Below are 22,231 nucleotides of genomic sequence, written 5' to 3'. Positions count from 1 at the left end.
TTCTCACTATCTTATTTGTTGTAAACTTAGACGTGAGATATCTTGTCGAAACCAACAATTTTTTTGGATATCTGTCATATTTGTCATGTAATTTGTACAGGAAAATTATAGAGCGGAGGTGTTTCCCTTTTGGAAGCGAATGGTTATGTGGCCGCATTAGATATTGGAACGTCAGAGATTAAGCTCGTCGTCGGTGAATTGCTCGGCGGAACGCTTAATATTTTGGCAGAAGGGTGTGCACCGTCTGCAGGGGTGAAACGTGGTGCTGTCGTAGACATCGATAAAACAGTCCAAGCGATCAAACAGGCCGTTGAACACGCGGAGACATCGTTAGGTGATCAAATTCGATCTGTATACGTTGCCATCGAAGGGGAACATATCCAAATTGCCCCATGTCATGGAATCGCATCCGTGAAGCGGGAAGATCAGGAAATTACAGATGCAGACGTGATGGAAGTCATCAATTCAGCACAAGTGATGCGATTACCGGATGAGATGAGTGTCATCGACGTAATCCCATCATCATTCACAGTGGATCAACAAACGGGTGTCGTCGATCCTCGTGGAATGCTTGGTTATCGACTTGAAATGCATGGAAAAATGGTTACTGGATCGAAGACAATTTTACATAGTATTCGTCGTTCGATTGAACGTGCCGGATTACACCTCGAAGGATTTATTTTAGGGAACCTCGCGCTCGGCATGAGTGCAGCTTCTGTAGATGAAATCGACCTCGGCATTGGTCTTGTCGATGTCGGGCACGAAAAGACGACGGTCTCGGTATTTTATCGTGGAGATCTCGTTTACTCGTATATCCTTCCAGTCGGTGGAGACCATATGACAAGAGACTTGGTCTATAAGCTAAATTGCAAATATCAAGACGCCAAAGTGGCGAAAGAAGAATACGGTCTCGCACTCGAAGAAATGGCCGATGGAACAGAAGGTTTCTCCTACACGAACATCAATGGGGAAGTGGCGTTCGAACCACAGTCAGAAATTAGCTATGTTTTAGAGGCGAGAATAGAGGAAATGTTTACCCTTATGTTGAATAAGGTTCAAAAAGTAGGTGTTCCGATGCTGAATGGCGGATATCTACTTTGTGGTGGAGCTGCTGCTCTACCAGGTATTCAAGAGTTAGCGACTCGTGTCATGGGTCAAAAGACGAGATTATATCAACCGTCGTCGATTGGCGTCAGACATCCAAAATACGCGACAGCAGTCGGTGTTTTGAAATATGTCTTAATGAGTGATCATCACGTTTCAAAATCTCAACTCGAAAAACCGGAAGTTCGCTACGAAACGCTTCACAATAAGCAGGAACCGACCGATACTCATGTTGGAGAGAACGAATACGAGACCGATCAAGAGTCGAAAAAAGGTTTTAGTCGTTTGATGGAAAAATTATTTGGCGTTTAAGCTGACGTTGTAATACAACTTGGAAAATAAGTAGGGGGATACCTGAATGATGTACTTTGATGAGGCGATTGACGCCGTAGCAAAAATTAAAGTAATTGGAGTCGGAGGCGGCGGTTCAAACGCCGTTAACCGTATGATTGAACATGGGGTACAAGGAGTTGAGTTCATCGCTGTCAACACGGATGCTCAAGCCTTGAATATGTCGAAAGCCGATGTAAAACTTCAACTTGGTGCCAAATTGACACGTGGTCTCGGTGCTGGTGCGAATCCGGATATCGGTAAAAAAGCGGCAGAAGAAAGCCGCGAACAATTGATTGAAGCGCTTGATGGAGCGGATATGGTTTTCGTCACAGCTGGTATGGGCGGCGGAACAGGAACTGGTGCTGCACCGGTCATCGCTGAGATTTCAAAAGAAATCGGCGCGCTCACAGTCGGTGTCGTCACAAAACCATTCATGTTTGAAGGCCGGAAGCGCATGCAACACGCGCAACATGGGATTCAAGCGTTTAAAGAAAAAGTAGATACACTCATCGTCATTCCAAACGATAAGCTTCTTGAAATCGTGGAACGCAACACACCGATGATCGAAGCCTTCCGTGAAGCGGACAACGTCCTTCGTCAAGGTGTACAAGGGATCACTGACTTGATCGCCATCCCTGGTCTCATCAACCTTGACTTCGCTGACGTGAAGACGATCATGACAGAAAAAGGATCTGCACTCATGGGTGTAGGTGTTGCTACAGGTGAAAACCGTGCCGTTGAAGCAGCGAAGAAAGCAATCTCTTCACCACTTCTCGAATCTTCAATCGAAGGAGCGAAAGGTGTCTTGATGAACATTACAGGTGGGCTCAGCCTTAGCTTGTATGAAGTGACAGAAGCAGCTCAAATCGTTCAAAGTGCCGCAGATGAAGAAGTGAACTTGATCTTCGGTTCAGTCATCAACGAAAACTTGAACGATGAAATCATCGTCACCGTGATCGCAACTGAATTTGCTGAGGAAACACAAGGGGCGAACCCGTTCCTTCAGCAGCCGAAAAAACAGCCAGAGGTTGAGAACAAGGAACCCCAACCAAAAGCAAATGAAGCGGCTCAACAAGACGAAGGGAACTTCCATCGCCCAGTGTATGGAGGAGACGTCCCAGACGAGACGATCAACATCCCTGCGTTCGTGAGACAACGCCGTAACTAAACAGCAAGGGGTGCCGTGACTCGGCATCCCTTTTTCTAAAAAAGGAGAAACCGATGCAACTGTTACATACATGGGAAACCGAAACGAATCGCTATCATGCTTACGTGACGACACGGACGAACGGACACAATTCCGGAAACGTTGGTCTTCATGTCGGCGATGATATTGATGGAGTCATTCAAAATCGTCAATGGTTCTTTCGACAGGCGAATCTTTCGCTAGAAGACTCCGTTTGGGCCGACCAAGTGCACGGGATAACGGTCCAAAGCGTGGATTCAGCGGACAAGGGCAAAGGTGCATTTCGATATGACGAGGCGATTTCGCAAACAGACGGACTCATCACAAAAGAAGAAGCTTTGCCGCTCGCTCTCGTCTTTGCAGATTGCGTACCTCTCTTTTTCTGTGCGAAAGACAATGGAGTCATCGGTGTCGCTCATGCGGGTTGGAAAGGGACCGTCGGCAATATCGTCACGTCCATGATCCAAGCGTTTGAAGATCAAGGCATCGATGCGACAGAAGTGGACATGCTCGTCGGTCCAGCGATTGCTGGGAATGAATATGAGGTTGATCGTCGAGTGCTAGACGCAGTTCAATCCGTTTCGCCGACTGCCTATCAAAAAGCCGTTCGACAGGAGTCGGGCGACCACGCCTTGTTGTCACTCCAAGCCGTCAATGAAGTATTGGCAAACGAACATGACGCGTCCGTCATGCAATCGAATTTATCGACTGGCGCAAGTACCCCGTTTTTCTCGTATCGAGACGGAGAAACGAAACGTCGGTTTGCGGCAGTCATCGTCAAGGAGCGTAAATTGTGAGTATTTCAGATAACGTAAAACAAGTTCAATCTATCATGGAAGCCCACGTTCAAGATGTGGAGCCTACTTTGATTGCCGTCACGAAATCGGTAGGCGTAGACGTGGCCAATGCTCTCTACGCAGAAGGAATTCGTGACTTCGGTGAAAATCGTCCAGATTCCTTACTTGAAAAAGTGAACGGCATGCCAGAAGACGCAAAGTTTCACTTCATCGGCACGTTACAGACACGTAAGGTGAGACAAATCATCGATCACGTGGCAGCTATTCACTCATTGGACCGTTTATCACTCGCTGCAGAGATTGACAAACGAGCGAGCGAGACGATTGATTGTTTCGTTCAAGTGAATACGTCAGGAGAAGATTCAAAACATGGTCTTGAAATAGAGGAAGTTATGCCTTTCATCGAGAACTGTAAACAGTATCCTCATATTCGAATCATCGGGTTGATGACGATGGCACCGTTCACGGAAGAAGAGTCAGTCCTTCGTGAGACGTTCGGTCGTTTACGTCAATTACGTGATGAAGTGAACGCAAAAGGGTTTGAACACGCCCCTTGCACGGAGCTATCGATGGGGATGTCAAACGATTATCCAATCGCGATTGAAGAAGGCGCATCGTTTGTTCGTATTGGTACCGTACTTGTGCAATAATATATCTTAAGGAGGAATCCGTTATGTCAATCAAAAACAAAATGAAAGATTTCTTTGGACTCGAGGAAGATCCGAACAGCACATACGAAGAAGAAGAGTTTGCCGTCGCAAACACATCAGCAACTTCTTCAACTGAAACAGCGGTCGTGAGACAAGAGGATCGCCCAAAATCAGCAAATAATCTCGTGGCATTGAATACGAAGAAGAAAGAACGCTCGAAAGTCGTATTGGCTGAACCACGTGTATTCGCTGAAGCGCAAGATATTAGCGATCAATTGAAAGAAAACCGTGCTGTCATCGTCAATCTTCAACGCATGTCAAAAGAGCAATCACGTCAAGTCGTCAACTTCCTTTCCGGTGTCGTATATGCGCTAGAAGGATCGATGACTTCGATTGGACATAACACGATTCTGTGTACTCCGAACAATGTCGAATTGACTGGTTCAATCTCAAACTTGATTTCGGAGGATGAACTTCACAGTAAAGGGTGGTAACTGAATGGAAAACGTAATCCCTGCCTTAGGCAATACGTTAAGTACTTTGCTTGGTATTTATAGTTGGGTCCTGATCGGCTATATCTTATTATCATGGTTCCCGAACGCGCGTGAATCCATGTTCGGACAAATTTTATCATTTTTATGTGAACCATTTTTAGCGCCGTTCCGACGGATTATCCCACCAATCGGTGGCATGCTCGATATCTCTCCAATCGTCGCATTGTTCGTGCTTCGAATGGCACAAGCCGGTATCGCTGCCATTTTCGGGTGATGTATGAGCGTTTATGACCACTACCGACCAAGTGAACGGGCATTCGTTGAACAAGTGTTGGATTGGGTACAACAAGTCGAGAACAGCTACGTATTAAAGTTGACGGACTTTTTAGACCCTCGTGAACAGCAAATCGTCAAACAGCTTGTCGGTAAACAGCTCGTCATTTACGACGATGGCGGGTTTGAAGGAGCTGAACGACGTCGGCTGATTTTGGCGCCAGAGTATTATGAGCTAAATACCGATGATTTTGAAATCGAGATTCGTCGCATCGAATATCCGACAAAATTTGTTGATCTGACACATCGGCAAGTGACTGGAACTTTACTCAACGCAGGGTTGAAGCGTCAAAAATTTGGCGACGTCGTCCTTGAAGAGGAAATCGTCCAGTTTGCTACGACCCGCGAAGCCGTCGGGTTCATCGAAATGAACTTGGAGCGTGTCGGAAAAGCAAGAGTTCGCATTTCTTCTGTTGCGAAGGATGACATTCTCGTCGTTCCGAAAACAGAGTGGGTCGAAGGGTTCGGCATCGTGTCCTCGTTACGATTTGATACGGTTGTGAGCGAGGTACTCAACATATCTCGTCAGAAAGCTCAGGCGCTCGTGAAACACGGTGACTGCAAAGTGAATCATAAAGTCATTGAAGACCCGAGCTTCATCCTTGAACCCGATGATCTTTTATCCGTCCGTGGATACGGTCGTATTAAGATGATGGAGATCCTTGGTTCGACCAAACGTGAAAAGATTAAAATCCAGTATGGGACCATACGTTAAATTTTAGGAGGAAAGTCGAATGGCGTTGACACCGATTGATATTCATAATAAAGAATTCTCTTCCCGTTTTCGTGGGTACGACATCGATGAGGTCAATGAATTTTTAGATCAAATCATTAAAGAGTTTGAACTATTGATTCGTGAGAATCGACGGTATGAAGAACTTGTCAACGATATGCAAGCTCGCATTGACTACTTCTCCTCGATGGAAGATACATTGAACAAGTCGATCATCGTCGCGCAGGAAGCAGCGGAAGAAGTGAAGAACAACGCGCAAAAAGAAGCGAGTCTCATTCTGAAACAAGCGGAACGTGAAGCGTACGCTCGTGAAGAAGAAGCGGCCCGTAAAGAGCAACTTGCAGAACGCGAAGTCGTTCAAATGCTCAAAAAAGTCGAGTTGTATCGAACACGTTTCCGTGTCCTCGTCGACGCCCAAATGGAGCTCTTAAACAGCACCGAGTGGGAGACGATTGTCGGGGAGCCGCCTGTGCAGACGGTTCTTGACGATAGATCAGAACTTGCGTATAATGACCACGAAGTCACACAGAATGAAGAACAACATGGATAAATGATCAACACGTTGAGTAGGACGCGTCGATCGAGTCATACCTACGAAGCGACTTAGGGACGGTGAGAGCCTAAGAGAAAGACTCGAATCGGTATCCCCTATGAGTCGTCACGCTGAACCATAGTAAGCGTGACCGCCTGACCTCGTTATCGGTTACCGAGAGCGGTCTCACGAACGTGAGACTAGTAGGGTGGTACCGCGAGTCAACCAACTCGTCCCTATCAGGGATGGGTTGGTTTTTTTGTTTTCTAAAAAATGTTGATGGAGGAGTTTCGATGAACTACAAAGACACGCTATTAATGCCAAACACAGAATTCGCAATGCGTGGGAATTTGCCAAAACGCGAACCAGCGATGCAAACAGAATGGGAAGATATGGACCTTTACAACAAGGTACAAGAAAAAAATGCAGGGAAACCACAATACATCTTGCATGATGGTCCTCCATATGCGAACGGCGACATCCACATGGGACATGCGATGAACAAAGTACTAAAAGACATCATCGTCCGTTTCAAAGGGATGAACGGATACCAGTCTCCAATGATTCCAGGTTGGGATACGCACGGTCTTCCAATCGAGAACGCCCTTCAAAAAGCTGGCGTCAACCGTAAAGAGATGACGGTCGCTGAATTCCGCGAAAAGTGTGCAGAATATGCGATGGAACAAGTGAACTCACAACGTGAACAGTTCAAACGTCTCGGTCTTCTCGCAGACTTTGAAAATCCATATATCACGCTCCTTCCGGAATATGAGGCGGCACAAATCCGCTTGTTCGGGACGATGGCTGAAAAAGGATACATCTACAAAGGAAAGAAACCAGTCTACTGGTCGCCGTCTTCGGAGTCTGCACTCGCAGAAGCTGAAATCGAATATTACGATAAAAAATCACCAGCCATCTACGTGGCATTCCGCGTCGTAGACGGAAAAGACACATTGACGTCTGATGATCATTTCGTCATCTGGACGACGACGCCTTGGACAATCCCGGCGAACCTCGGGATCGCAGTCAGTGATGAGTTGACGTACACGAGCATCGAACACGAAGGAAAAGGCTATATCGTCGCAGAGACGCTCGTTGAAGAAGTGACGACTGCGCTCGGCTGGACTGATTACACTGTGAGCGGTTCATGGAACGGTCGCGACTTTGAATATATGACGGCTCAACATCCGTTGTATGACCGCACGTCACTCGTCATGCTCGGCGATCACGTCACAGCGGATGCGACTGGACTCGTCCACACGGCTCCAGGACACGGGGAAGATGATTATCGTGTCGGTCAGGCTTACGGCTTGGATGTCCTTTGCCCGGTCGATGACCGTGGTTACATGACGGCTGAGGCGCCTGGTTTTGAAGGGTTGTTCTATGAAGATGCGAACAAACAAATCGGGATGAAACTTGAAGAGAACGGCTACTTGCTCAACTTGAAGTTCATCAAACACTCGTACCCGCATGACTGGCGTACGAAAAAACCGGTCATCTTCCGTGCGACACCACAATGGTTCGCTTCAATCAAAGATTTCCGTGAAGACATGCTCCGTGAAATCGAAGAAGTGAATTGGGTTCCTGAATGGGGAATGACACGTCTTTACAACATGGTCCGTGACCGTGGGGACTGGGTCATCAGTCGTCAACGTGCATGGGGCGTGCCGATTCCAATCTTCTATGCAGAGGATGGAACGGAAATCATCACGAACGAGACAATCGACCACGTCGCAAACTTGTTCCGTGAGCACGGCTCGAACGTCTGGTACGAGCGCGAAGCGAAAGACCTTCTTCCTGAAGGATTCACGCATCCGAACAGCCCGAATGGCGAATTCCGTAAAGAACTCGACATCATGGACGTCTGGTTCGATTCAGGTTCTTCACACGCTGGTGTATTAGAAGAGCGTGAAAACCTACGTCGCCCGGCTGACCTCTATCTTGAAGGATCTGACCAATACCGCGGTTGGTTCAACTCGTCACTCTCTACAGCTGTTGCGACGACGGGCAAAGCGCCATACCGAAACGTCTTGAGTCACGGTTTCGTCCTTGACGGGGATGGACGTAAGATGTCGAAGTCGCTCGGTAACACGATTGCGCCAAACGACCTCGTGAAGCAATATGGTGCTGAAATCGTTCGTCTTTGGGTCGCGTCGGTCGACTATCAGTCTGACGTTCGCGCTTCACACGACAACTTTAAACAAGTGTCAGAAGTATATCGGAAGATGCGTAACACGATTCGTTTCCTTCTTGGAAACTTGAACGGATTTGATCCATCGATGCGTGTCGCATTCAACGACATGCCAGAGGCAGATCGCTTCATGGCAACGAAACTGAAACAGCTCCAAGCAAAAGTGGTCAAAGCGTATGACACGTTTGACTTCATGGCGGTGTATCATCTCGTTCATAACTTCTGCGTTAACGAGTTGTCATCGTTCTATCTCGACTTCACAAAAGATATCCTTTATATCGAGCGTGAAGACGATCTCCGCCGTCGTGCCGTTCAGACGGTCATGTACGATGCGGTCGTCCTTTTGACGAAGCTCTTGGCTCCAGTCCTTCCACACACTGCTGATGAGGCGTGGAAAGAGGTGCCTGGGAAGTCGGAAGCAAGCATCTTCTTGACAGATCTAGAAGAAGTGGATGCATTGACTGCTGATGAGCAAGCGTTGCTTGAGAAATGGTCGAAATTCCTCGTCTTCCGTGACGATGTCCTCAAAGCAATCGAAATCGCACGTGGCGAGAAATTGATCGGGAAACCGCTCGAGGCGAAATTGATTCTCGCACCGAAAGCAGAGACTGCGGCGTTATTGGAAACAATCGATAACGTCAGTCAGTTGCTTCAAGTATCACAAGTAGAATGGGCTGAGACGGCAGACGTCGATTATGCGACGACGAAAATCACAGTCAAGAAAGCAGATGGTGCCGCTTGTGCACGTTGTTGGACATACTCGACAGAGCTTGGACAAAACGAAGAGCATCCTGAGCTTTGCCCACGCTGTGCATCAGTAATCGGTTAAGACGAACCGGAGTGGCGTCCCCACTCCGGTTTCTTAACGGCTTGAAAGGAGACGCATATGAAACGATATTACGGATTGGCCGTCATCTTGATTCTGCTCGATCAACTCACCAAATGGGTGGTCGTTCAGACGATGACAATCGGTCAATCGATTGAAGTCATCCCGAACTTGTTATACTGGACCTCTTATCGCAATAAAGGAGCGGCTTGGGGGATGTTAGAAGGACAGATGGCGTTCTTCTTCGTCATCACGATTCTCGTCGTTGCTGGTCTTGTTTACTTCCTGCATAAAGAAGTGAACGGGTATCAGCTTCTCGGATACAGTGTTGGACTGCTGTTGGCCGGTGCAATCGGTAACTTTATCGATCGACTGTTCCGCGGTGAAGTCGTCGATTTTGTTGATACGTATCCGTTTGGTTACAACTTCCCGATTTTTAACGTGGCCGATATGGCCCTCACGTTTGGTGTCATCTTGATGGTCATCGGGATTTTATTTGAAGAAAAATTACACAAAGAAAGGGGACAATCGTAATGGAATTCTATACTTTTGTCGCCGATGAAAAGGCAAGGATTGACAAGTGGGTGAGCGACCGTGGAGAATGGTCACGCTCACAAGTACAAGAATGGATTAAAACCGGGGCGCTTCTCGTCAATGGCGGCGCCGTCAAACCAAACTATAAGCTCCAAGTGGGCGATGAAATCGAAGTGAACGTCCCGGAAGCGGTGGAACTCGAAGTGTTACCTGAACACATTCCGCTTGAAATCGTTTATGAAGATGAAGATATGATTGTCGTCAATAAAGCACGTGGGATGGTCGTTCACCCTGCTGCCGGTCACACGTCTGGAACGCTCGTCAATGCGCTTCTCGGACATTGTGATGACCTCTCAGGCATCAATGGCGTCAAGCGCCCTGGAATCGTGCATCGAATCGACAAAGACACGACAGGTCTCCTTATGGTCGCTAAAAATGACTTGGCTCATGAATCACTTGCGAGCCAGTTGAAAGACAAGACGATTAAACGTGAATATATTGCGCTCGTTCACGGCGAACTCGTTCACGAACTCGGGACAATCGAGGCACCGATTGGTCGCGATACGAATGATCGTCAGCGTATGACCGTGACGGACAAGAACGCGAAAGAAGCGGTGACGCATTTCCGCTTGCTCGAGCGCTACAAAGACTTCACGCTCGTAGAGTGTAAACTCGAGACAGGTCGTACACACCAAATCCGTGTGCACATGCGCTATATCGGGCATCCGCTCGCAGGTGACCCGAAATATGGACCACGTCGCACGATTGATTTGGGCGGTCAAGCCCTCCATGCGGCGACGCTCGGTTTCCACCATCCACGTACGAAAGAATGGATGGAATTTGAGGCACCCCTTCCAGAAGACTTTAAGGCAGAACTTGCAAAGTTAGATAAAATCGAGAAAACTCGTTGACTTCTGTCACGTTCCGATTTATAGTCTAGGAAGCATAACACCTTTAAACCCAGTCCAGAGAGGCTGTGAAAGGATTGTGACCGCGGTCACACTAACGTCAATTCAACCCGGCATCAGACTGCCGTTTTTGATGAAGACTCCCTTTCCAGTCGGACGAGGGAGTCTTCTTTTTTTGAATGAAGCATGAAAGGAGGAGTGACGTGAAACAGTCAGTCATTTTAGATGAATCAGCCATCCGTCGAGCGTTGACACGAATCGCTCATGAAATCATCGAGCGGAACAAAGGAATCGATGATGTCGTCCTCGTCGGGATCAAGACGAGAGGTGAGACGCTCGCTGACCGACTCGCGCGCCGAATCGAAGAGATTGAAGGCAAGCCGGTCGCACTCGGGAATCTCGACATCACGCTTTACCGGGATGACTTATCGAAGAAGTCGTTAGACCCAGAAGTGAAGGCAACAGAGTTGCCGCATGATATTAATGGTAAGACCGTCGTCCTCGTCGACGACGTCCTATATACCGGTCGAACAGTCCGTGCCGCAATGGACGCACTCGTCGACCATGGTCGCCCAGACTATATCCAACTCGCGGTCTTGATTGACCGAGGACATCGGGAGCTTCCGATTCGACCTGATTTCATCGGAAAGAACGTTCCGACATCGAAGTCCGAGCAAGTCGTCGTCCGACTCAGTGAAGTCGATACGGCAGATGAAGTGACAATCAATCAGCAATAATCTAAAAACCTTTAAGGTGGTCCAGAGAGGCCAGGAAGGAGAAATTCAATATGAAACAACCCGTTCTACACATCCACGAGCGTCCAGCTCACTTTCCACAATGGCTGTTATTCAGTCTTCAACACGTCTTCGCCATGTTCGGAGCGACGATTTTAGTCCCGATTTTAACAGGATTAAATACATCGGTCGCCCTCGTCGCTTCCGGAGTGGCCACGCTCTCATTCTTAGCGATTACGCGCTTCAAAGTCCCAACATATCTCGGTTCAAGTTTTGCCTACATCGCCCCAATCATCGCGGTCAGTCAGCAATGGGGTGTCGAAGCCGCGCTGTTCGGCGGAATCATTGCCGGTTCGGTATACGGTGTCGTCTCCTTGATCATCTATAAGACGGGCGTCAACTGGTTGCTCCGGTTGCTCCCACCGGTCGTCGTCGGTCCGGTCATCATGGTCATCGGCTTGTCGCTCGCGCCGGTCGCCATTGACATGTCCATGAATCAAGACGGAGCCTACAACGGAACGTTCATGACGATCGCACTCTTGACACTCGGAATCACGATGCTCGCCATGACAAAACTGAAAGGGGTATGGGGAGCGGTTCCAATCCTTTTCGGAATCGTCGGAGGATACGGGATTGCCGCAGCATTCGGAATCATCGACTACTCGCCGATTCAACAAGCGAGCTTGTTCCAACTCCCTGACTTCACGATGGTATTCGTCGACTACATGCCGATGTGGCAAGTCGGTGCACTCCTCGCCATCGTACCGGTCGCACTCGTCACGATGACGGAGCATATCGGCGATCAAATGGTCACATCTAAAATCATCGGACGAGAGACGATGAAAGATCCTGGCCTCCATCGCACGCTACTCGGTGACGGGGTAGGGAAAGCAGTCGCTTCCGCACTCGGTGGTCCACCATGTACGACTTACGGTGAAAACAACGGCGTCATGGCCATCACACGCGTATACAGTGTCTACGTCATCGCTGGAGCGGCGCTCATGGCCATCAGCTTCGGATTCCTCGGTCATATCGAGGCATTCATCTCAACGATTCCGAATCCAGTCAAAGGTGGCATCTCGATTCTCTTATTCGGGGTCATCGCGTCGAACGGACTACGGACGATGGTAGAGAGCAATGTCGATTTGGCAGAAAAACGCAACTTGATCATCTCATCGGTCATCCTCGTCATCGGGCTAGGTGGTGCGATGATTCAACTCGGCAGCTTCCCTGTACAAGGGATGGCGCTCGCGACGGTCGTCGGAATTCTCTTAAACGCCATCTTACCGAAAGAGGAAGTCGAGACGGTCGTGGAAGTCAGCACAACTGAAGAAACGAAACAAGCAAGTAACTTTTAATTCGATCCCGTGAGGTCGGCAAAGTGAAGGCTCGTTTATTTGGGTGTACCTTGCCCAAATGAAGGCGTCCCTTCACATCGGTGAAGAGACGCCTTTTCTCTTTGCCTCTAACAAAAGGAGGAGACGAACATGAATACGATGCAAACGAATGTCAAACCAGTCAAACACTTCGTCAGCTTAGATACACTCTCGCTCGATGAAATCATGGGCATGATTGAAGAGTCATTGCGCTATAAGCAAGGGGACCTACCCCCACTATTTGATGGGAAGACGGTCGCAAACCTGTTCTTTGAAAACTCGACGCGTACGAAAAACTCGTTTCAAATGGCCGAGCGCCACTTGAACATGCAAGAGATTCCGTTCGATGTGACAACGTCATCGGTCACGAAAGGAGAGACACTGTACGACACATGCAAGACGCTCGAAGCGATCGGAGTTGACGCACTCGTCATCCGACATCCAGAAGCGGGATACTACCATGAACTCGTTGAGAAGTTGAATATCCCGGTACTCAATGGGGGCGACGGGAGTGGCGAACACCCTTCCCAATCACTACTCGACCTCGTCACCATCTTTGAAGAGTTCAGAACGTTCCAAGGATTGAACGTTGCCATCTGTGGAGACCTCGTTCATAGTCGCGTCGCTCGATCGAATGCGAGTGTGTTGAAGCGTCTCGGGGCAAACGTCGTCGGATGCAGCCCAGCCTCATGGTGGGATGATTCAATGGGACTTGAACGTAAAGAGCTTGATGATGTGTTAGCAGAAAGTGATGTCATCATGCTGTTACGGGTTCAGCACGAGCGTCATATCATGGGAGACATTTTCTCGAAAGAGGAATATCACACACGATATGGACTGACGGTCGAGCGAGTCGAGCGGATGAAAGAAGGGGCCATCATCATGCATCCGGCACCGGTCAATCGGGATGTCGAGATTGCGGGCAGTCTGATCGAACATGAACGGTCACGCATCTTCCCGCAAATGAAGAACGGCGTCTATGCACGCATGAGCATCTTAAATCGAGCATTAGGAGGACAACAATGATACTTCAACACGCGACATGGTATGACAACGGTACAAAACGCACGACAAACATCCTCGTGAAAGACGGGAAAATCGAATCGCTCGATTATAACGGGTCGACAGCCGGGGAAGAAGTCATCGATGCGACAGACTACCTACTCGCACCAGGACTTGTCGATGTCCACGTCCACTTGCGTGAGCCGGGAGGCGAAGCGAAAGAGACGATCAAAACGGGAACGATGGCGGCAGCGGCGGGTGGATTCACGACAATCTGTTCGATGCCGAACACGCGACCGGTACCAGACGATCGCGTCACGATGGACGCGCTCCTTCAAAAGATTGAGCAAGATGCAATCGTCCGTGTCCTTCCATACGCTGCCATCACGAAGCGGCAGCTCGGTGAAGAACAGGTTGATATGGAATCTCTATCAGATGCATTCGCCTTCACCGATGACGGGGTCGGTGTTCAATCGGCGGCGATGATGCGACAAGCGATGCGTGAAGCGAAGCGATTGAACAAGGCGGTCGTCGCGCACTGTGAAGACAATACGCTAAAAGCGGGAGCGGTCCACGAAGGGAAGTTCAGTGAGGCACACGGGATTCAAGGGATTCCAAGTCTTGCAGAAAGTATCCATATTGCCCGAGATGTGCTGATCGCTGAAGAAACGGGCTGTCATTATCACGTGTGTCACGTCTCATCGCGGCAATCGGTCCGTGTCATCCGAGATGCGAAGCGGGCAGGTATTCAAGTGACGGCAGAAGTGACTCCTCACCACCTCGTCTTGAGCGAAGACGATATCCCAGGGCTCGATGCCAACTTCAAGATGAATCCTCCGCTCCGAAGCGAGGACGATCGACAGGCGCTTCTTGAAGGATTATTCGATGGAACGATTGACATGATTGCGACAGACCATGCCCCACATACGGCAGAGGAAAAAGCGCAAGGGATCGAGCGTGCACCGTTCGGGATTACCGGATTTGAGACGGCGTTCCCGCTTCTGTACACGACGTTCGTGAAGACGGGCATCATGAAAGAACATCAGTTAATCGACTGGATGACGAAGCGTCCGAGCGACGTATTTGGATTATCAAGAGGTGAACTGAAAGTTGGGGCGGATGCCGATTTTGTACTGATCGATACAGAAACGACGCGGATGGTGAATCCATCGACGTTCTATTCAAAAGGAAAGAACACACCGTTTACGGGGAAACAACTTGTCGGATGGCCGGTCATGACGATGGTCGGTGGCGAAATTGTATATAAGGGGCGATTTGATGAAACGAACATTATGGCTTGAGGATGGAATGAAATTTGTCGGTAAAGGATTCGGGGCACCAGCGGATACGATGGGGGAAGTCGTCTTCCAAACAGGTATGACCGGTTATCAAGAAATTTTGTCGGATCCGTCATATTGCGACCAGATGATTGTGCTGACGAACCCGTTGATCGGAAACTACGGTGTCAATCGTGAAGACTTCGAAACGACAGTTCCGATGGCAAAAGCATTGATTGTAAAAGAGGCTTGCGACACACCGTCGAACTTCCGTTCCACGGCGACGCTAGATGCAACGCTTACTCGCTTCGGCATCCCAGGGTTATCCGATATCGATACGCGCATGTTGACACGTCACTTACGGGCACAAGGTGTCATGCGAGGTGTCCTCGTTGATGGTGAGTTGACATGGGACGAAGTACAGTCTCGCTTTAACGAACTGTCTCCAAACGACCAAGTCGCACGCGTCTCGACGAAACGGACGTATGTAAGTACGGGTACGGGGCCACGGATTGCGTTGATCGACTTTGGGGCCAAACTTGGCATCATGCGCGAGTTGATGAAGCGGGACTGTGAAGTCATCGTCTTCCCACATGACACTACGGCAGAAGACGTGTTGCGGTACGAGCCAGATGGCATCATGTTGTCGAACGGACCGGGGGATCCGAAAGACGTCCCGACAGCGATTCCACTCATTCAACAACTCATGCCGACGACACCGATGTTCGGGATTTGTCTCGGTCATCAACTGATCGCGCTCGCGAACGGGGCGAACACATTCAAACTTCCGTTCGGACATCGTGGGGCGAACCATCCTGTCCTTGAGTTGGAGACAGGCGCCGTGACGATTACATCTCAAAACCATGGATACGCAGTAGAGGAGGCATCACTACTCGATACAGCGCTCATCGTGACGCATCGCGCGGTCAACGACGGAACGATTGAAGGAGTGAAACATCTGCATCATCCGACATTCTCGGTACAGTATCACCCGGAAGCAGCACCAGGACCATTTGACGCCAACGATTTATTTGACCGTTTCATGCAACTCGTTCAAGAAAACAAACAGAAAGTGGGAATTTGACATGCCAAAACGACCAGATATTCAGAAAATCCTTGTGATCGGATCAGGACCGATTGTGATCGGACAAGCAGCAGAATTTGATTATGCTGGTACACAGGCATGTCTTGCCTTGAAAGAAGAAGGCTACGAGGTCATTCTCGTCAACTCGAACCCGGCGACAATCATGACGGACCCGACGACAGCGGATCGCGTGTATATCGAACCACTCGAACCCGAATTCGTCGAGCGGATCATCCGCCAAGAACGCCCTGATGCGCTACTCGCGACACTCGGTGGCCAAACAGGATTGAACTTGGCGTTTGAACTCGATAAGCGGGGAGTATTACGCGATTGTGGGGTAGAATTACTCGGAACGAATCTAGCCGCTATCGTACAAGCTGAAGACCGTGAGCAGTTTCGTAACCTTATGTTCGAGCTCGGGCATGGCGTTCCTGAGAGTGAAATTGTCCATACGCTCGATTCTGCTTGGGGATTTGCAGAGCGAATTGGATATCCGATCATCATTCGACCTGCTTACACGCTCGGCGGGACCGGTGGAGGGATTGCCCATGACCGTGAATCGTTCGAGCAAATCGTCGAATCTGGTTTAAAGGCGAGTCCAGTGACACAAGTGTTGCTAGAGAAGTCGATTGCCGGGATGAAAGAAGTCGAATTTGAGGTCATGCGTGACTCGAGCGACCAAGCCATCATCGTCTGTGCGATGGAAAACTTTGACCCGGTCGGTGTCCATACAGGAGACTCAATCGTATTCGCACCGACTCAGACGTTGTCGGACCGCGATTATCAGATGCTTCGTAGCGTCTCGCTCGACATCATCCGGGCACTCGGGATCGAAGGAGGATGTAACATCCAGTTCGCACTCGACCCAGATAGCTTCACATACTACGTCATCGAAGTGAACCCACGCGTCTCGAGAAGCTCGGCGCTCGCATCAAAAGCGACAGGCTATCCGATCGCCAAACTCGCTGCAAAAGTCGCTGTCGGCTATAAGTTGTCAGAATTAAAAAACCCGGTCACCGAGACGAGCTACGCATCATTCGAGCCGGCACTTGATTATGTCGTTGCCAAAATCCCTCGTTTCGCTTTCGATAAGTTTGAGTCCGCGGATCGCCGCTTAGGCACACAAATGAAAGCGACGGGTGAAGTCATGGCCATCGGTCGAAACTTAGAAGAGGCGCTTTTAAAAGCCGTGCGCTCGCTCGAACTGGGGATGGAGGAATTATATCTCCCGCAACTTAAGGACTTGAGCACAGAACAGCTCGAGCACGGTCTCATTCACCCGACAGACGAGCGCTTGTTCATGGTATATGAAGCTCTTCGCCGCGGATACACGGTAGAAGCGCTTCATCAATTGACGAAGATTGATTGTTTCTACTTACACAAACTGAACCATATTTGGCAGACCGAGCAACAGCTCGCATCGGAGCCATTGACGTCAGATCGTTTACTCGACGTGAAGCGACTTGGCTTCAGTGACGTCGCCATCGCCCGAATCCTAGAGACAGACGTTGAGACGATTCGTTCGCAACGTCACGGATGGAACATCCGCCCTGTGTATAAGATGGTCGATACGTGTGCGGCGGAATTCGCATCGGAGACGCCATATTTCTACGGAACATATGAAGTGGAGAACGAAGCGGTGAAGACAGACCGTCCATCGATCCTCGTCCTCGGATCAGGCCCGATTCGAATCGGTCAAGGTGTCGAGTTCGACTATGCGACCGTTCATTCGATTCAGACGATTCGTGACGCCGGATATGAAGCCATCATCATCAACAACAACCCAGAGACGGTCTCGACAGACTTCTCCATCTCCGATCGTCTATACTTCGAGCCATTGACGACGGAAGATGTGTTAGAAGTCATCGATAACGAGAATCCGCTCGGCGTCATCGTTCAATTCGGTGGACAGACCGCCATCAACTTAGCGGCATCGCTCGAAGCGAACGGCGTGAAAATTCTTGGGACGTCATTAGAAGACATCGATCGCGCCGAAGACCGAAAGGCGTTCGAGGCAACCTTGTCAGCTGAACGATTGGCCCAACCACCAGGGAAGACAGCGACGGACGTCGAAGAGGCGGTTGCATGTGCGAATGAACTCGGTTACCCGGTACTCGTACGACCATCTTACGTACTCGGGGGACGGGCGATGGAGATTGTATATGAACAGTCAGAGCTCGAGCGTTACATGCGAAACGCCGTCATCGCCTCGAAAGATCGTCCGGTTCTCATCGACCGCTATTTAACGGGAATTGAGATTGAAGTCGACGCGATTTGTGACGGGACGGACGTCTATATCCCAGGCATCATGGAGCATATCGAACGTGCCGGCGTGCACTCTGGCGACTCAATCGCAGTATATCCGCCACAACGCCTCAGTGATGCGTTGAAGCAAAAAGTCGTCGACTACACGATCAAGTTAGCGAAAGCGTTCCGCATCAAAGGGCTTCTCAACATCCAGTTCGTCTATGCAGATGATTTGTACGTCATCGAAGTAAACCCGCGTGCGAGCCGAACGGTTCCGTTCATCTCAAAAGTGACAGGCTTACCGGTCGCACGAATTGCGACACAAACAATTCTCGGAACGAGCTTGAAAGAACTCGGTCTAGGAACTGGCATCCATCCCGAGTCAGACAGCATCTCTGTCAAAGTGCCGGTCTTCTCTTTCGCCAAATTAAAAGAAGTCGATCCGTCGCTTGGACCTGAGATGAAGTCGACAGGGGAAGTCATGGCAACAGACCGGACCCTTGAAAAGGCACTCTATAAAGGTCTTGTCGCAGCAGGAATGAACATCGCCTTAAAAGGAAACGTCCTCATGACAATCGCGGATCACGACAAGGATGAGGCGATTGCCTTAGCCAAACGATTTAACCGTCTCGGCTTCCGTCTCATGGCGACGAGTGGTACGGCAGATGGACTAGAAGCGGAGCAGATGCGCGTCCGTCGGGTCGGGAAGATTCAAGAATCAGGTGAGACGATGCTCAGCGTGATTGAGCGCGGCGAAGTCGACTTGATCATCAATACGACGAGTCGCGACGCACTCGTGACGAAAGACGGCTTCTTGATTCGCCGTACGGCCGCCGAGCAAGGCACAGTGTGCCTCACGTCGCTCGACACGGTCGAAGCGCTACTACAAGTCATTGAAAGCCTGTCGTTCCAAACGGTCAGCATTCCGGCATTCACGAAGTTCGGGGTGATGGTATGAGACGTGACGTAACCATCATCAGCAATCGCCAAATCGCAAAAGCGACGATGGAGATGAAAGTACGTTGTCCTGGGGTGGAAATCGCCCCTGGGACGTTCTTTCACATCAAGACGTCCGGTTTGTTACGTCGACCGTTGTCGGTGGCGAACGTTGAAGGAGAAGAAGTCACATTTTTATATAAGGTGATCGGAGAAGGGACTTCCGAGTTGGCAAGCAAGCGTGTTGGGGAGACGCTTGACGTCCTCGGACCACTCGGGAACGGGTTTCCGCTTGCACAACATGGGAAACGGATTGTCCTTGTCGGTGGTGGAATCGGGGTACCTCCCCTTTACTACGTCAGACGTCGTCTACATGAGATGGGGATTGAGACGATTGCGATTCTTGGGTTTGATTCAAAAGAGAGCGTCTTTTATGAAGAAGCATTTCAAGCGCTCGGGGAAACAATCATCACGACCGTTGACGGGAGCTACGGGGAACGCGGATTTGTAACAGGACCACTCGCACGCATCGATGCGGACGTGTTATTCAGCTGTGGTCCGGAACCGATGTTGAAGGCGGTCGCCGCTTCACCGATTCCGGAGCGATACGTCTCGATTGAAAATCGAATGGGTTGTGGCATTGGCGCTTGCTTTGCTTGCGTCTGCAAAGCACCGGAAGGCTATGTGAAAGTATGTAGCGATGGACCGGTATTCAATGCGGAAGAGGTGCTGTTATGAGATTACATGTCGAGTTACCAGGACTCCAGTTGAAAAATCCGATCATCCCGGCTTCTGGATGTTTCGGATTCGGGGAAGAGTTTGCCAAACTGTATGACCTCTCCATCTTAGGCGGCATCATGATCAAGGCAGCGACAAAAGAGTCACGATTCGGAAATGCGACGCCACGTGTCGCAGAGACGGCGCAAGGGATGCTCAATGCGATCGGCCTTCAAAATCCAGGGGTCGATGCAATCATCGAGGAGAAATTGCCGTTCCTCTCCACTTTCGATACAGAGATCATCGCCAACGTCGCCGGGTCGACGCCTGATGAATATGTGGAAGTCGCACGTCGCATCAGTGCGGACCCGACCATCAAAGCCATCGAGCTGAACATCTCATGTCCGAACGTGAAGTGTGGGGGCATGCAGTTCGGGACGGACCCTGTGATGGCTGCGGAATTGACGAGACTCGTCAAAGCGGCTTCAAGTAAGCCGGTCTATGTGAAACTGTCCCCGAACGTCACGTCGATCACTGACATGGCGCGTGCAGTCGAAGCGGCTGGGGCGGACGGTTTGACGATGATCAATACGCTCGTCGGGATGCGAATCGATATCCAGACCGGGCAACCGATCTTGGCGAACCGAATTGGCGGATTATCAGGTCCAGCCATTAAACCGGTGGCGGTCCGGATGGTATATGAAGTCGCGCAAGCGGTCGACATCCCAATCATCGCCATGGGCGGCGTTCGGACGGTCGACGATGTTCTCGAATTCATCTATGCGGGAGCGTCCGCCGTTGCGGTCGGTACCGCAAACTTTGAAAATCCATATGTTTGTCAAGAAATCATCGAGGGATTACCGGCACGACTCGATTCACTTGGAATCGATCATATACTGGACGTGAGGGGGAAAGCATATGCACAACTTGTATCTCGCCCTTGACGTGGAGACACGCGATGAGGCGTTTCATTTATTAAAACCGTTCCCGGACCGTCCTGCTGTCAAAGTGGGGATGGAACTGTTTTATCGGGAAGGTGGACGCTTTGTCGAAGAGTTGGTCGACCGCGGATATCCGGTCTTTCTCGATGTAAAAGTACATGACATTCCAGAGACGGCACGTCGCACGATGCGTCAAATCGGAAAGCTTGGAGTCGCGATGACGAACGTGCATACGCTAGGGGGTGAAAAGATGATGCGCTATGCATTGGATGGGCTTCGCCAAGGAAATGACACGACCCGTTTGATTGGTGTCACCCAACTGACATCCACGGACGAACAGATGATGCAGACGGAGCTCGGGATTCCGGGTCGACTTGATCAAGCTGTCATCCGTCAGGCATCGCTCGCTAAGCAGGCGGGACTTGATGGTGTCGTCGCATCCGTTCAGGAAGCGAAGATGATTCATCAGGAACTCGGTGACGCGTTTATGACGGTCACACCTGGGATTCGCCTCGGTCAAACCGATGACGACCAAGTACGTGTCGCGACGCCGCGTGAAGCGAGACTGGCCGGTGTTCATGCAATCGTCGTCGGTCGACCGATCACACGCGCAAATAATCCGTTAGCCATGTATGAACAATTTATGATGGAATGGGGACAATCATATGAAACAAATCGCTAAAGCATTATTACAAATTGAGGCTGTCACATTATCACCGACGGAGCCATATACATGGTCGAGTGGGTTGAGAAGCCCAATCTATTGTGACAACCGATTGACGCTCAGTTATCCGGACATCCGTAACATGATCATCGATGGATTGGTGGACGCAGTCGAATCAGCAGAAGTCGATGTCATTGCAGGAACAGCCACAGCCGGTATTCCTCACGGTGCTTTACTTGCCGACCGTCTCGGTCTTCCATTCATTTACGTCCGCTCGAGTGCGAAAGGACATGGGAAAGGGAATCAAATCGAAGGGAAACTCGATAGCGGGGCACGCGTGCTTGTCATCGAAGATCTGTTGTCGACAGGTATGTCGAGTATCGAGGCAGCCCATGCGATTCGTGAAGCGGGTGGTGAGGTTATTGGCATTCAAGCCATCTTCTCTTACGGATTGCCGATTTTAGAGAAGAATTTAGCGGATGCAAATCTCAGTGCCACTTCATTGACGACATTCCCTGAATTGGTCGAATTTGCGGAATCGACAGGGAACTTAACCAAATCAGAGATTCACTCTCTTCGCGAGTGGCAACAAGACCCTCGCGCCTGGAGTGACCTCGTCACGTCTTAAGAAT

21 protein-coding genes and 1 other annotated feature are annotated in these 22,231 nt (G+C 49.9%); all 21 genes read left to right on the top strand.

Annotation, left to right across the window (positions count from 1 at the left end):
- Window positions 1-129 precede the first annotated feature (129 nt).
- The 21 genes from ftsA (at window position 130) to pyrE (ending at window position 22,227) form a co-directional block, all read left to right on the top strand.
- The gene (gene ftsA / locus PJK55_RS05140) at window positions 130-1,416 is read left to right on the top strand and encodes a cell division protein FtsA (protein WP_214691764.1); all 1,287 of its coding nucleotides are present in this window, start codon (window positions 130-132) and stop codon (window positions 1,414-1,416) included.
- A 46-nt stretch (window positions 1,417-1,462) separates the two neighbouring features.
- On the top strand, window positions 1,463-2,605 hold the full coding sequence (ftsZ, locus tag PJK55_RS05135; RefSeq protein WP_214691765.1) for a cell division protein FtsZ: 1,143 nt from the start codon (window positions 1,463-1,465) through the stop codon (window positions 2,603-2,605).
- A gap of 53 nt (window positions 2,606-2,658) precedes the next feature.
- Window positions 2,659-3,420, top strand: coding sequence for a peptidoglycan editing factor PgeF (gene pgeF / locus PJK55_RS05130; RefSeq protein ID WP_271305018.1), 762 nt, complete (start codon window positions 2,659-2,661; stop codon window positions 3,418-3,420).
- Window positions 3,417-4,070 carry a YggS family pyridoxal phosphate-dependent enzyme gene (locus PJK55_RS05125; RefSeq protein ID WP_271305017.1) on the top strand — a complete coding sequence of 218 codons (654 nt, stop codon included), beginning with the start codon at window positions 3,417-3,419 and terminating at the stop codon, window positions 4,068-4,070. The genes pgeF and PJK55_RS05125 overlap by 4 nt, the downstream gene beginning before the upstream one ends.
- A gap of 23 nt (window positions 4,071-4,093) precedes the next feature.
- Complete coding sequence (locus tag PJK55_RS05120; protein WP_214691768.1) at window positions 4,094-4,564, top strand: cell division protein SepF; 471 nt, start codon at window positions 4,094-4,096, stop codon at window positions 4,562-4,564.
- A gap of 4 nt (window positions 4,565-4,568) precedes the next feature.
- The gene (locus tag PJK55_RS05115) at window positions 4,569-4,838 is read left to right on the top strand and encodes a YggT family protein (protein WP_074034873.1); all 270 of its coding nucleotides are present in this window, start codon (window positions 4,569-4,571) and stop codon (window positions 4,836-4,838) included.
- 3 nt (window positions 4,839-4,841) lie between these two features.
- On the top strand, window positions 4,842-5,612 hold the full coding sequence (locus PJK55_RS05110) for a YlmH family RNA-binding protein (RefSeq protein WP_271305016.1): 771 nt from the start codon (window positions 4,842-4,844) through the stop codon (window positions 5,610-5,612).
- A 19-nt stretch (window positions 5,613-5,631) separates the two neighbouring features.
- On the top strand, window positions 5,632-6,180 hold the full coding sequence (locus PJK55_RS05105) for a DivIVA domain-containing protein (RefSeq protein ID WP_074034869.1): 549 nt from the start codon (window positions 5,632-5,634) through the stop codon (window positions 6,178-6,180).
- Window positions 6,181-6,183: 3 nt separating this feature from the next.
- Window positions 6,184-6,403: a binding site (T-box leader), on the top strand.
- 52 nt (window positions 6,404-6,455) lie between these two features.
- Window positions 6,456-9,182 carry an isoleucine--tRNA ligase gene (gene ileS / locus PJK55_RS05100; protein ID WP_271305015.1) on the top strand — a complete coding sequence of 909 codons (2,727 nt, stop codon included), beginning with the start codon at window positions 6,456-6,458 and terminating at the stop codon, window positions 9,180-9,182.
- A gap of 57 nt (window positions 9,183-9,239) precedes the next feature.
- On the top strand, window positions 9,240-9,713 hold the full coding sequence (lspA, locus tag PJK55_RS05095) for a signal peptidase II (RefSeq protein ID WP_214875366.1): 474 nt from the start codon (window positions 9,240-9,242) through the stop codon (window positions 9,711-9,713).
- Complete coding sequence (locus PJK55_RS05090) at window positions 9,713-10,624, top strand: RluA family pseudouridine synthase (RefSeq protein WP_271305014.1); 912 nt, start codon at window positions 9,713-9,715, stop codon at window positions 10,622-10,624. The genes lspA and PJK55_RS05090 overlap by 1 nt, the downstream gene beginning before the upstream one ends.
- 200 nt (window positions 10,625-10,824) lie before the next feature.
- Window positions 10,825-11,358: a bifunctional pyr operon transcriptional regulator/uracil phosphoribosyltransferase PyrR gene (pyrR, locus tag PJK55_RS05085; protein WP_214745568.1), complete on the top strand. Its 534-nt coding sequence runs from the start codon at window positions 10,825-10,827 to the stop codon at window positions 11,356-11,358.
- Between the two features lie 50 nt (window positions 11,359-11,408).
- Complete coding sequence (locus PJK55_RS05080) at window positions 11,409-12,713, top strand: uracil-xanthine permease family protein (RefSeq protein ID WP_214745565.1); 1,305 nt, start codon at window positions 11,409-11,411, stop codon at window positions 12,711-12,713.
- 129 nt (window positions 12,714-12,842) lie between these two features.
- Entirely contained in the window at window positions 12,843-13,757 is a 915-nt protein-coding gene (locus tag PJK55_RS05075) for an aspartate carbamoyltransferase catalytic subunit (RefSeq protein WP_083600163.1), read from the top strand.
- Window positions 13,754-15,034, top strand: coding sequence for a dihydroorotase (locus tag PJK55_RS05070; protein ID WP_271305013.1), 1,281 nt, complete (start codon window positions 13,754-13,756; stop codon window positions 15,032-15,034). Before PJK55_RS05075 ends, PJK55_RS05070 begins: the two co-directional genes overlap by 4 nt.
- Complete coding sequence (locus PJK55_RS05065) at window positions 15,012-16,094, top strand: carbamoyl phosphate synthase small subunit (protein ID WP_214691775.1); 1,083 nt, start codon at window positions 15,012-15,014, stop codon at window positions 16,092-16,094. Before PJK55_RS05070 ends, PJK55_RS05065 begins: the two co-directional genes overlap by 23 nt.
- 1 nt (window position 16,095) lies before the next feature.
- Entirely contained in the window at window positions 16,096-19,299 is a 3,204-nt protein-coding gene (carB, locus tag PJK55_RS05060; protein WP_271305012.1) for a carbamoyl-phosphate synthase large subunit, read from the top strand.
- Window positions 19,296-20,015, top strand: a complete 720-nt coding sequence (locus PJK55_RS05055) for a dihydroorotate dehydrogenase electron transfer subunit (protein WP_271305011.1) — start codon at window positions 19,296-19,298, stop codon at window positions 20,013-20,015. The genes carB and PJK55_RS05055 overlap by 4 nt, the downstream gene beginning before the upstream one ends.
- Entirely contained in the window at window positions 20,012-20,938 is a 927-nt protein-coding gene (locus PJK55_RS05050) for a dihydroorotate dehydrogenase (protein ID WP_271305010.1), read from the top strand. Before PJK55_RS05055 ends, PJK55_RS05050 begins: the two co-directional genes overlap by 4 nt.
- A complete protein-coding gene (gene pyrF, locus PJK55_RS05045; RefSeq protein WP_271305009.1) occupies window positions 20,913-21,617 on the top strand; it encodes an orotidine-5'-phosphate decarboxylase in 705 nt (234 codons plus the stop codon). Before PJK55_RS05050 ends, pyrF begins: the two co-directional genes overlap by 26 nt.
- Complete coding sequence (pyrE, locus tag PJK55_RS05040) at window positions 21,601-22,227, top strand: orotate phosphoribosyltransferase (RefSeq protein WP_271305008.1); 627 nt, start codon at window positions 21,601-21,603, stop codon at window positions 22,225-22,227. Before pyrF ends, pyrE begins: the two co-directional genes overlap by 17 nt.
- Window positions 22,228-22,231 lie beyond the last annotated feature (4 nt).

Source organism: Exiguobacterium sp. MMG028 (assembly GCF_027947425.1).
GTDB classification, from domain to species: domain Bacteria; phylum Bacillota; class Bacilli; order Exiguobacteriales; family Exiguobacteriaceae; genus Exiguobacterium; species Exiguobacterium aestuarii_A.
This window is presented reverse-complemented; position numbering and strand designations above follow the sequence as displayed.